The organism is Serratia sp. TSA_130.1 (genome assembly GCF_052691795.1).
Genome location: NZ_JBQZFS010000002.1, coordinates 660,240 through 672,540 on the forward strand (window position 1 = coordinate 660,240; position 12,301 = coordinate 672,540).

A 12,301-nucleotide genomic window follows, 5' to 3' on the forward strand; every position below is an offset into this window, starting at 1 on the left:
CCTGATGTGTATGAAATCAAAATCGTTACGCCGAGCGCGCAGGCTGCTGAGCCCGCGCCTGGTGCAACATGTGCAGCGTTATTTTTCGCACTTCTGCCTTGCTGACGGCGATGTGCTCGCCGAGCAGCGTTTGCGCCTCCCCGCTTTGCCGCTGCAGGATCGCCTGCAAAATGGCGGCGTGCTCGCGGTAGGTGGCGTCCACCCGCGCCTGCTGGGTGAAATCCAGCCGGCGAATGATGCGGATCTTTTCGGTCAGTTCGCGGTGAATACGCACCATTTCGCCGTTGCCCGCCGCGGCCACCAACGCCTGATGAAACTGCTCATCGTGCTGCGACACCGCCTTGCCGTCCGCCAGACGCGGCGCTTCGGTCCAAAAACGGCTCAGCGCCGCCAGCGCGTCCGGCGTTTCCCCGGCCGGGCGTTCGCACAGCCGTTTCACCGCCTCTTGCTCCAGCACGATGCGCAGGTCGTACAGCTCTTCGAAGTAGGCGAAGTCGAACGGCCGCACCTGCCAACCGCTGCGAAACAGCACCTCGACATAGCCTTCGCGCTCCAGCCGAAACAGCGCCTGACGCACCGGCGTGCGGCTGGCCGCCATGCGCTGCGCCACGTCGCTTTCGCTGAAGCGATCGCCCGGCAGCAGGCGAAACTCGAAGATGTCGGCCTTGAGCTGCAGATAAATGCGCTCCGCCAGCCCCTCCGGGCGCGCCTTGTGCTCTCCGTTGGTGATTTGCATCATCGCTCCTCCGTTCAGACCGCCTTTTCCAGCCACAGCAGGGCGTCGCCCGGCCCGACCGGCCGCCCCTGCCGGCAGCTGATGCGTTTAACGATCCCGGCGCGCGGCGCGGTGACCGCCAGCTCCATTTTCATCGCCTCGACCACGATCAGCGGCTGCCCGGCCGCCACCGCCTGCCCCGGTTCCACCAGGATCTTCCACACGCTGCCGTTCAGATCGGCGCTGACCAAATCGCCGTCGATGGCGTCTTCTTCCTCCGGCGGCAACAGCTGCGCCTCGGCCTCGTCGTCATCGCTGCGCCAGCGCGCCACTTCGGCGCTGAACGCCTGCTGCTGGCGATGCTGGAAGTCGGCGATCGCCTCGGCGTTGTCGGCCAGGAAACGGGTGTAGGCGGCGAAGTCGAACTCGCTCTCTTCGATGCGCACCTGCATGCGCCCTTCACGGAACGCTTCGCGCTGCTCGTCCAGCTCTTGCTCGCTGACCGGGTAGAAGCGCACCTGATCGAAGAAGCGCAGCAGCCAGGGCTCACCGGCGGTGAACTGCGGGTTTTTGAGAAACTTGTTCCAGATCGGCAGCGTGCGTCCCACCAGCTGGTAACCGCCCGGCGAGTCCATGCCGTAGATGCACATGTACATGCCGCCGATGCCGACCGTCCCTTCGGCGGTGTGGGTGCGCGCCGGATTGTATTTGGAGCTCAGCAGGCGATGGCGCGGATCGAGCGGCACCGCGCAGGGCGCGCCGAGGTAAACGTCGCCCAGCCCGAGGATCAGGTAGCTGGCGTCGAACAGAATGTCGCGCACCTGCTCGCGTCGGCTCAGGCCATTGATGCGCTGAATGAAATCGACGTTGTTCGGCAGCCAGGGTGCCGAGGCGCGCACCGTCTGTTGATAGCGATCCACCGCCCCCAGCGTGGCCGAATCCTCAAACGCCATCGGCAGCCACACGGTGCGCGTCGGCACCTTCAGGCGGCTGACGTCCCCCAGCGCCCGTTCGCGCGCCAGCAGGCGCTGCAGCAGGTCGGCCTGGCTAATCTGCCGGCTGTCGTAGCGGATCTGCAGCGAACGCACGCCCGGCGCCAGCTCTGCCACGCCCGGTATCGCCTCCTCTCGCAGCGACTGCATCAGCAGATGGATGCGCAGCCGCAGCGCCAGATCGAGCACGTTGTCGCCGTACTCCATCAGAATGTAACCGTCCCCCGCCTGGCGATACGCCACCGCCGGGCGCCCTTCCGCCGCCGGCAGCGCCGCCAGCACCGCGGCGGAAACGGTCTCCGCCGGGGCCAGATCCGGCGGCGGCAGGGTGATGGCCTTCACCGCCGCCAGCGCTTCGATGCTGCCAAGCTGCGCCTGTTCCAGCGACTGCGCCTGGCGAAAGCCGATCGGATGGAACCGGATGCGGTCGCCCGGCTTCACCTGCCCCACTTTCCACAGCTCGGCCTTGGCGATGGTCACCGGGCAGACGAAGCCGCCGAGGCTGGGCCCGTCGCGGGTCAGGATCACCGGGAAATCGCCGGTGAAGTTGATGGCGCCGATGGCGTACTCGCAGTCGTGCACGTTGGAAGGATGCAAACCGGCTTCGCCGCCGTCCTCCCGCGCCCACTCGGGCTTCGGCCCCGACAGGCGCACCCCGAGGCGGTTGGAGTTGTAATGCACCTGCCAGTCGGTGGCGAAAAAGGCCTCTATTGATTCGGCAGTGAAAAAGTCCGGCGCGCCGTGCGGCCCGTACAGCACGCCGATGTGCCACTGGTCGCCGTAGTGCGGGATCAGGCTGTCGTCCATCGCCTGCGGCGCGGCGATCGGCGCCGGCGTGGTGCTGGCCGCCAGCGCCGGTTGGGCGATCGCCAACATGTCCGCCACGCGCAAGGTGCGCCCGGCGTGGCCGCCGAACTGGCCCAGCGCGAAGGTGGAGCGGCTGCCGAGATACACCGGCACGTCAAAGCCGTTGCGTACCGCCAGATAGGTGCGGCAGCCGTGCGTGGCGCGCCCCAGCGTCAGCACCTGCCCGGCCCGCACCGCGATCGGCCGCCAGTAAGCGACCGCTTCGCCGTCCAAATCGGCCGGGCAGCTGGCACCCGTCAGCGCGATGGTGGCGTCGCAGTGAAAGCGCAACGTCGGCCCCTGCAGGGTAAACTCGAGCCCGGCGGCCGCCGGGTGGTTGCCGACGATGCGGTTGGCCAGCCGGAACGCGAAGTCGTCCATCGGGCCGGACGGCGGCACGCCGATGTCCCAATAGCCGAGGCGGCCGGGATAATCCTGCACGCTGCTGTAGGTACCGGGTTGCAGCACTTCGAGGCAGTGCGGCTGGAAACGCACATCGTCCAGCAGACGCGTCCAAACGTCGCCGCGCTGAAATTGCGGCGTGGCGATCACCTGCCGCAGATAATCGAGGTTGGTGGCGATGCCGTGCAAACGGGTCGCCGCCAGCGCCACGCGCAGTTTTTCCAGCGCCTGCGCCCGATCCGCGCCGTGCACGATCAGCTTGGCGATCATCGGGTCGTAAAACGCCGAGACTTCGCTGCCGGTCGCCACCCAACCGTCGAGGCGCACGTCGGTGGGGAAATGCACCTCGGTCAGCACACCGGGGCTGGGCTGGAAGTTTTTCAGCGGATCTTCGGCGTAGAGGCGCACTTCGATCGCCACACCCTGCGGCGTGCGTTGCAGCGCCGCCCAATCCAGCGCGTCGCCCGCCGCCACCTGCAGCATGCCTTCGATCAGATCCAGGCCGGTGACCATTTCGGTGATCGGGTGCTCGACCTGTAAGCGGGTGTTCACTTCCAGGAAGTAAAACTCGTCGCGCGCGGCGTCATAAATGAATTCCACGGTGCCGGCGCTGCGGTAATTCACCGACTCGCCCAGCGCCACCGCCGCCCGATGCAGCGCCTGGCGGGTCGCCGCCGGCAGGTGCGGCGCCGGGGTTTCCTCCACCACCTTTTGGTTGCGCCGCTGCAGCGAGCAGTCGCGTTCGCCGAGCGCCGCCACCCGCCCCTGGCCGTCGCCGAAAATCTGCACCTCGACGTGGCGCGCCCGATCGACGAAGCGTTCGATAAAGGCGCCGGCGTCGCGGAAGAACTGCTCTCCCAGCCGTTTGACGCTGTCGTACGCGTCGCGCAGCGCCGCCTCGTCGTCACAGCGCGTCAGGCCGATGCCGCCGCCGCCGGCGGTGCTTTTCAGCATCACCGGGTAGCCGATGCGCGCGGCGGCGGCGACCGCCTGCTCAACGCTCTCCAGCAAGCCGGTGCCCGGCGTCATCGGCACCCCGGCCAACGCCGCCAGCTCGCGCGCCCGGTGCTTGAGGCCGAACTCGCGCATCTGCGCCGCCGTCGGGCCGATAAAGGCGATGCCCGCCGCTTCGCAGGCGTCGGCAAACTCGGCGCTCTCGGACAAAAAGCCGTAGCCGGGGTAGATCGCCTGCGCGCCGGTGGCCGCTGCCGCCGCGAGGATCTTGTCGATGCGCAGGTAGCTGTCGGCGGCCTTGTCGCCGCCGAGCGCCACCGCCCTGTCGGCCTCGGCGACGTGCGGCGCATTGCGGTCGGCGTCGGAATAGACCGCCACGCTGGTTACGCCCAGGCGTTTCAGGGTGCGAATGGCGCGGCAGGCGATTTCGCCGCGGTTAGCGATCAGTACGGTAGTAAACATGTTCATGCCCCCTTAACGCTGGCGAGATAGTCGCGCCAGCCGCCAAACTCAGTGATATCCGTCGCGTCTTCCAGCGCCCAGGCTTCGCAGATAAACCCCTTCACCCGCCGGCCGTCCGCCAGCAGCAGCGTGCCGATGCCCAATGGCGCCGGGATTTCCGCCACAAACTCGCCGAAACGGGCCAGCGGAATGTCCCACAGCTCAACGCGGATCGCCGCCCCCTGCGCCGCGCGCGCCAGCCCCGGCTTCGGCGGCTCGGTATCGGCCAGCGCATACAGGCGATAGCAGGGGGCGGTAGCGGTTTGCTCCACCTGCACCGCGTCGCGCTGCGTCAGCTGGACGTTGAGCGGCATGCCACTGAGGTGAGCGCCCACTACCGCCAGACGCACGTGTCCCAAAGACGGGGCCGGCATGGGCTGCGGCGGCAATGCCCGACCGATAGCGCCGAGCGGCAAGGCGCTTTGCCGTTGCCAGCGCACGCCAAACGCCGCCAGCGCCCGGTCATGCCAGGCGGGCGCAATCAGGGTGATGCCCGCCGGCAGACCGTCTTCGCGCAGCGGCCCCGGCAGCGCCAGCGCGCTCAGATCGGCCAGGTTGGTGAAATTGGTGTAAGTGCCGAATTGCGAATTGAACAGCACCGGCTCCTGCGCCATCTCCGCCAGGGTGCGGATAGTGGGCGCGGTCGGCACCACCAGCGCGTCGAACGGCGCCAGCCGCTGGGCGATTTGCCGCGCCAGCTCGGCGCGCAGGTATTCCGCCTTGTAGGCGTCGCAGGCGCTGTAGCCGAGGCCGTTGCCGACGATGCCGCGCACCACCGGATCGATGGCCTGCGGGCTCGCTTCCAGCACCTGCTCAATGGCCACCGTGCGCTCCGCCACCCAGGGGCCGTAATACAGCTGTTCCGCCAGAGTGCGAAACGGCGCGAAATCGAGGGGTTCCAGCGTGGCGCCGCCCGCCTGCAGCTGCGCCAGCGCTCGGTGAAACGCCCGCTCGGCCTGAACATCGCCGAAAAACTCCAGCTGGGCGGGAACGGCGAAACGCGGCGCGGCGGGGATATCCGCCGGCGCGGTATGCGGATCGGGGCGGGAATACGGGTCTGCCGCGTCAAAGCCGCTCGCCAGTTCCGCCACCAGCGCGGCATCGGCCACCGTCAGCGCGAAGACCGACACCGTATCGTTCAACCGGCAGGCCGGCACCACGCCGCGGTTGGACAACCGCCCCTTGGTCGGCTTCAGCCCGACGATGTTGTTGAACCCGGCGGGCACGCGCCCCGAACCGGCGGTGTCGGTGCCGAGCGCGAACGGCACCAGGCCGCGCGCCACCACCGAGGCGGAGCCGGAGCTGGAACCGCCGCTGACGTAGCGGCTGTCGAAGCTGTTGACCACTGCGCCATACGGTGAGCGAGTGCCTACCAACCCGGTAGCGAACTGGTCGAGGTTGGTTTTACCAAGGGCAATCGCCCCGGCGGCGCGCAGGTGGGCGACCACGGTGGCGTCCGCCGCGGCCTGATAGGTGAACGCCGGGCAGGCGGCGCTGGTCGGCCAGCCGCCAACGTCGATATTGTCTTTGATGGCGAAGGGCACGCCGAACAGCGGCAGGCGGCTGAGATCGCCGGCGACCGCCTCGAGCCTCTGTGCCAGCTGCCGGTACTGCTGCTCGCGCTGCGCCGGCGTGGCGAGATACAGCCAGGCGTTATCGTCTGGGTTCAGCCCGGCGACCAGCGTTTCGATCGTCGCACTGACGCAGGCAAGGCGTTCGCCCGCCGGGCGGGTTTGGTAATGGTGTTGCCATTCACTGAGGGTAAAACCGCACGCTACAACAGGTTCGCTCATCGACTGAATTCCATCTGGTACACAAGATGGGATTCAACAGAGCAACCGGCGTGCCAATTTTTAATCTCATGATTTCAATAAATTATAATTAAAACTTATGACAGCAGCGGCAAACAGGCTGCACCAGCGGCGCGCAGCGGGAGAACAAAAAGAGTGCAATGGCGGGATGACGCAGAGGAAAAACCGGGGCGACGACACTCGCCGCCCCGCAGGCCGATGGGGATAGGTCAGCCGTCAGCCGCAAGCTCAGTACCTACCATGTGGTGAGCGCTACCCTTCTCCAGGTATTGGCCGCCGTGCAAACATAAAAGAACGTGGAGTCTGCCGACCATTGGCCTATTTTACCGGGCGCAACGGCCGAAGCGGGGACAGCAACTCTGACACCTACAGGATCTCCGTTCACGTTCGCTGAATCATAAATATTCAACACTTTTATGTGGCCGGAGGAGAATTGGTTATTCGGCCCACCAATAGGATAAGCGCCGTTACCGGCCGGATAGATGCCATTATCCGCAACCGTTAACTGCTTGGTGTACAACCCGCTCCATTTAAATGAGGGTTGTCCTAAGGCGGTCGCGATATCCTTCTGCGGCGAAAAATCCGCCGGGGAGATGGATACGCCGCTGCTGGTCGTATTGTTATTAGCGCCAAGCGTAAACTTAGGTGAAAAACTAATTAAAGAAGCCCCGTCCTGAGCCAACCTGACGCCCGGTTCAAACCCCTGAAGGTTATTGCCTGGAGAAATGCCGCCAAAGTAATGGTAGCTGGTACTCCCTCCTTTGGCGGCATAGAACAGGTTATCGGAGCCGTCCTTGATACCATGGAAAATGGCCGGATAAGCGCCATGGCTGGCCCTGTCCGCCAAGGACCACGGAAGTTGCCTAGGAGCCATATCGGCGATTGCCGCGTTGGCGAATCTTGTCGTATTGCTCAGCATGTTATCAAACACAAATGCCGCCGCGATGCCGTTTACCGGTTCTGCAGCCACATTGTAAGTGGTATTACCCACGTTATAGAAACCGCCCCGACATTCAAAGGTGCTTCCATCACTCTGAAGAATAGTTTCACCTTCGCAAGTAAACTGCCCCAGGATGTTATCGGTGTTGGTTCGGGTGAGTTTGATCGCCGTAGCGCCGACGCCGCCGAACAGGTGGATATAGCAGAAACCGTTGTACCACGTTACGCTGTTGGCGTTTCCTCTCAACTCCAGCCCCACGCCGGCATCCGTATTTGTGCCACCATCGCCCGGATTGCCGGAGACCTTGATCTGACATTGAATTTCATGGAACCCCACGCCGTGGAAGGAGCTATCCCCGCCATTGCTTTCCATCAAGATGTTCGACAAGCCACGGTGGAACCGGCAAGAGTGAAAACTGACGAACTCGGTAAACGCACCGGCATAGCCGTTCAACAGATGTAAGTTCACAAAAAACTTCATAATCAGCAATCTTTCATGCCGCATGAAACAGGAACCATTGATCCGATAGCCGGTGCCCGTATATAACGCGCCCTTGGCCGGCGTAATCGTCACATCGCTGATATATCTGTTGGTATGGATCCCGGAACCGCCTTTCGACTCAAAACACGCATGATCATTAGACGTCGGCTTAAAGAAGAATTTCGTACTAATCCAATTTTCACCCTCTATCGCAATGCCTTTATCTCCGGTGTAGTTTTCTCCCCCTAAATTTAAGGTATCTGTAATGTAATAGTTGCCGGCAGGAACATAGAGCTTCTTGCAGCCTTGGCTAATCGCATAAGCGATAGCCTGTTTAAACGCCTGCGTATCATCCGTACCAACGCCAGCTGTATCATTCCAATCGCCCTTCGCGCCGAACATCTGAGGGGTAATGTGGGGCACGCCTTCATTCGGGAAGGAATACTGAATGAGTTGATTGCCCGTTACCCCTGCAAGCGTAGAGAGAATCGGTTTAAAAGCGCAATCCCAGACGTTCTTGCCAATGAGAGTCGTTTCGTCAAATGCCCCGCCTAACTCCAGCGCCCGAGCGGGAGAAGCAAGTTTAATCACATTCCCTTCAATAATGGCGTTTTTCCCATTCAAGAAACGGATATAACCAAACCCAGAGTCCGTGACCCGATTGCCGGAAAACACCGTACGGTCGCCGTACAGCTTGATCCATACCTGGCTGCTGGTCCATCCGGAGTTGGTTATCTTGTTGCCGGTCATCACGCAGCTATTGGTGAACAGGGCAACCTTGCAATTATTGATAATATTGCCTGAGAGGGTCGCCTCCGTTGCGGCAATGCCATTGAAGGCCGAGGAATTGGAGGTGCCGCAGAAATTTAAAAAATTATCTGCGATAACGGACTCAGCGACAGAAATATCGTTATTGCCGTGATAGTCGATGCCATTCTCAACGGTATCTTCAACGTGATTCCCGATAATTCGTGAACTATTCGTAGGGATTTTGGTGGGGTTATTCACTAAGGAATAGTCGATCTGAATGCCGAACCTTTCGATCGTTTTGATGTAGTTATTAGAGATATTAATGTCACTGATTCCACCCAGCGAGATGCCATAGCTGGTATTAACAATATGGTTATTGGCAACGGTCAGGTTAGTGAATGAATGAGGCGTACCGGTCACTTCATTATTCAATGTCACCCCGCCCCCTCTTTGCGTATGCCCGGCCCCAGCAGGTTTAGCGGGTTTATGTCCATCATGAATATGATTGTTCACAATCAAGATGTCATAAGCATTTCGGTTCACGCCCGTTTTCAGCAAGATCCCGTCACCTTGGTGATTCGTCAGTTCGTTATTCTGGATTGTAATATGGCGTCCGCCACGAACGGCGATAGGTTCTTCACCCAGATCTTTAAGTAAATTGTTCTCAAGGGTAACTGACGTACAGTCAGAAAGGCCCAAAGCATCGGTATGCATGCTGATGACGCAATTTCTCACGGTGAAGTTTTCACAACGGGTGAAAGCCATGCCGGTACACGCGCGAGTGGCATACCACCAAATAGGATCTGCATCTTTCTGAGTCACCTTTCTCGTGATCCTCAGATCTTCCACGATGAAATTCGACTGTTCCACGGTATTAAAAATGTTGATTTGAGGCGTATCGTCATCCAGGTGAATTTCACCACCGCCATAAATATGGCAGTTGCTGGGGATCTGTAGAGACTGCCAAGCCGAACCCAACGTCAACCGATAGACATTCGCCATTCTGACCTGGCGTTTTTTCATCGAGTTAGCGGCGTCAATCGCCACTTTAGCGAACATGGCGCTAACAGCGTCTCGATCGTCAGCCAGGCCATCGCCTACGGCGCCGAACTGCTCAGGGGTATACTCAGCGAATTCGCCGCCGTCATTGACCTGAGCGGCGACATTTTTTGCGTTGAGCTGCGGATCTTCTTTTGACATTTGAGCCATTGAATTACTCCTCTGGATTTTACGTTTCAATCGACATTGAATTGAACGAACCCTAAAAAAGTAACCGGATGGGCGGCACGCCCTCCATCGATGGCGGGTGGCTGAGGGCCAGTACAACAAAGGTAGGAGGGAGGAGACAAAAAAAAAGGCGCAACCTTGCGATTGCGCCTGATGTTCGGTGAACGCTGCGCGTTACTCGCCGCGAACGCGCTGCGCCAACCCTTTGAGGAAGTAGCGCAGCATCTGATCGCCGCACGGGCGGTAATTCTTGGTGCCCTCTTTGCGGAACAGCGCGCTCAGCTCCGGCTTGGAGATGCGGAAGTCCACCGCGGTGAAAATCTGGTGCATGTCGGTGTCTTTCAGCTCGAACGCCACGCGCAGCTTTTTCAGCACCAGGTTATTGGTGATCGGCAGTTCAACCGCCGGCGCCGGGAACTTGTCGTCCTTGCCGCGCTTGAAGAACACCAGGCCGTTGAGGAAGTGCGCCATCACTTCGTCAGGGCACTTCTCGTAGCCCGGCTCGCCTTCTTTGATCACGTAAGCGTCCATCGCCGACACCGCCACCTCGAAATCGTCCAGTTTGATAATCTCGACCATTTTGGCGTTGTTAATGCTCAGCATATAGCGCACGCTGCGCAGCACGTCGTTGTTCATCATGGGATTGCATTGCCTTTACTTGTCTAACGGGGACGTGCGCATTGTAAAAAAATGCCCCATACCCAAAATAATTGGAGTTGCATCGCGGCGGCAAATTTGTAAGCCCCCGGAGCATAGTTAACTATGTGACCGGGGCGCGCAAATGCAGCCAACAAAGAGGCAGCTCCAAGTATGACGGGTATGGCCGCACACCTTGAATGTGCGGCAGTATAGGGATCGGCAAGGGGTTTCTCAATCGATTTGGCTTTTTTGCTGATACAGCGGGATATCTTCGCCGATGATGTACTTGTTGCGCAGCATCGACGAGACCTTGTCCATGATCATCACCACCACCACCAGGATCAGGGTGATGAACATCACTACGTCCCAGTTCCACAGCCGCATATTCTCCGCATACACCAGGCCGATGCCGCCGGCACCGACGAAGCCCAGCACCGCCGCTGAGCGGGTGTTGGACTCGATCTGGTACAGGCTGAGCGCCAGGAAGGTGGGGAACGACTGGGTGAAAATGCCGTAACGGTGCTTCTGCAACCCGTTGGCGCCCACCGCCGTCAGGCCGCGGCTGGGGGACTTGTCCACCGCCTCATGGCCTTCGGCGTACAGTTTACCCAGCAGCCCGACGTCCTGCATCACGATAGCCAACACCCCGGCGAGCGGCCCCATGCCGACGGCGCGCACGAAGATCAGCCCCCAGATCGCCATGTCGATGCCGCGCAGCACGTCCAGTAAGCGGCGCACCAGCACCGAAATTGGCCGCAGCAGCGGCGTCGACATCACGTTGCGCGCGGCGAAGAACGACAGCGGCAGCGCGATCAGCGACGCGGTGATGGTGCCGGCGAACACGATGGCGATGGTGATGCCGATCTGCTGGAAGTAGTACATGAACGGCCAGTTGGCGAAGTCATGCCAGACGAACATGCGCAGGAAATAGCGCCCCAGCTGCTGGCAGCCGTTGATAAACTGCGGCCAGCTAATGCCGAAGACCAGGAAGAAGAACACGTAGTACAGCACGATCGCCAAGGCGATCAGGCCGACGGTGCGCAGGTAGCGCCCCTGCTGCGCGAAGATCGCCGGATGCTGCTGTTTCAACTGGCGCAGCGTTTCCGCCGATGCCGGAGTGCCCGCTGTCATTTTGCCCCCTCCACCACGCGCTTGCGCAGCTCGCCCGACACGTAGTCGAGCACGGAAACCACCACGATGATCAGCAGCAGCGTCATGCTGACCTGATCGTAACGGTCGAGTTTAATGTTGGTCATCAGCTCCTGGCCGATGCCGCCCGCCCCCACCAGCCCCAAAATGGTCGACTGACGGAAGTTGATCTCCAGCCGCATGAAGCTGTAGGAGAGAAACACCGGCTTCACCTGCGGCCACAGGCCGAAGCGCATGCGCTGCAGCGGCGTGGCGCCGCAGGCCGCCAGCCCGCGCACCGGTTTGTTGGAGGCGGTTTCGATCGATTCGTAGAACAGCTTGGTCAGGCTGCCGATGGTGTGCAGCGCCAGCGCCAGGAAGCCGGGAATGGCGCCGATGCCGAACGCCATCACGAACATCACCGCCCACGCCAGCTCCGGCATGGTGCGCAAAAACGCCACCAGCGTGCGGATCGCCAGCCGCACCGAGACCGGGGTATAGGTGTTGCTGGCCGCCAGAAACGCCAGCACGGTCGCCACCAGCACCGAGAAAATGGTCGCCGCCAGCGCCAGCTGCAGGGTCTCCCAGATCAGCGGCAGCTGGATATTCAGGCGGTAACCCCAGTAGGCCAGCGAGCCCTCGGTGCGCCCGTCGGCGAACAGTAAATGCCAATGCAGCGTCGGAATGGTTTCGGCCAGGTAGTCGAAGAAGTGCGGAATAGACACCCAGACGGTGTGCAGGTTGAACTCGGCGAGGTTGCCGGCGCCCAGGTACAGCACCACCAGTCCGAGCGACCACAGCAGCGCTTCGCGCTTTTGCTTGCTGCGGATCCGTTGGTAATAGTGTGCGAAATCGGTATTCAAAAGAGGTCTTCCATCTTTATGGAACAAGGGGTTCAGCACGCTGAACCCCTTCA

7 protein-coding genes are annotated in these 12,301 nt (G+C 61.3%); all 7 read right to left on the bottom strand.

All coding sequences use genetic code 11. The features are described 5' to 3' along the window. Window positions 1–25: 25 nt before the first annotated feature. Window positions 26–736: a GntR family transcriptional regulator gene (locus ACUTQY_RS09865; RefSeq protein ID WP_046688442.1), complete on the bottom strand. Its 711-nt coding sequence runs from the start codon at window positions 734–736 to the stop codon at window positions 26–28. Window positions 737–750: 14 nt separating this feature from the next. Further along, a complete protein-coding gene (gene uca, locus ACUTQY_RS09870; protein WP_046686644.1) occupies window positions 751–4,371 on the bottom strand; it encodes an urea carboxylase in 3,621 nt (1,206 codons plus the stop codon). Window positions 4,372–4,373: 2 nt separating this feature from the next. Further along, window positions 4,374–6,203: an allophanate hydrolase gene (gene atzF, locus ACUTQY_RS09875; protein WP_342188306.1), complete on the bottom strand. Its 1,830-nt coding sequence runs from the start codon at window positions 6,201–6,203 to the stop codon at window positions 4,374–4,376. Between the two features lie 253 nt (window positions 6,204–6,456). Then, complete coding sequence (locus ACUTQY_RS09880; protein ID WP_046686642.1) at window positions 6,457–9,600, bottom strand: right-handed parallel beta-helix repeat-containing protein; 3,144 nt, start codon at window positions 9,598–9,600, stop codon at window positions 6,457–6,459. A 192-nt stretch (window positions 9,601–9,792) separates the two neighbouring features. Further along, a complete protein-coding gene (locus ACUTQY_RS09885) occupies window positions 9,793–10,257 on the bottom strand; it encodes a YehS family protein (protein WP_004939471.1) in 465 nt (154 codons plus the stop codon). A 231-nt stretch (window positions 10,258–10,488) separates the two neighbouring features. Further along, window positions 10,489–11,388, bottom strand: coding sequence for a phosphonate ABC transporter, permease protein PhnE (phnE, locus tag ACUTQY_RS09890; protein ID WP_033642327.1), 900 nt, complete (start codon window positions 11,386–11,388; stop codon window positions 10,489–10,491). After that, window positions 11,385–12,248, bottom strand: coding sequence for a phosphonate ABC transporter, permease protein PhnE (phnE, locus tag ACUTQY_RS09895; protein WP_046686641.1), 864 nt, complete (start codon window positions 12,246–12,248; stop codon window positions 11,385–11,387). Before phnE (ACUTQY_RS09895) ends, phnE (ACUTQY_RS09890) begins: the two co-directional genes overlap by 4 nt. Between the last annotated feature and the right edge of the window lie 53 nt (window positions 12,249–12,301).

Excerpts from the sequence above, each read along its gene's own strand:
- ACUTQY_RS09865 (WP_046688442.1), bottom strand. The coding sequence starts at position 736 with ATGCAAATCACCAACGGAGAGCACAAGGCGCGCCCGGAGGGGCTGGCG.
- uca (WP_046686644.1), bottom strand. The coding sequence starts at position 4,371 with ATGTTTACTACCGTACTGATCGCTAACCGCGGCGAAATCGCCTGCCGC.
- atzF (WP_342188306.1), bottom strand. The coding sequence starts at position 6,203 with ATGAGCGAACCTGTTGTAGCGTGCGGTTTTACCCTCAGTGAATGGCAA.
- ACUTQY_RS09880 (WP_046686642.1), bottom strand. The coding sequence starts at position 9,600 with ATGGCTCAAATGTCAAAAGAAGATCCGCAGCTCAACGCAAAAAATGTC.
- ACUTQY_RS09885 (WP_004939471.1), bottom strand. The coding sequence starts at position 10,257 with ATGATGAACAACGACGTGCTGCGCAGCGTGCGCTATATGCTGAGCATT.
- phnE (WP_033642327.1), bottom strand. The coding sequence starts at position 11,388 with ATGACAGCGGGCACTCCGGCATCGGCGGAAACGCTGCGCCAGTTGAAA.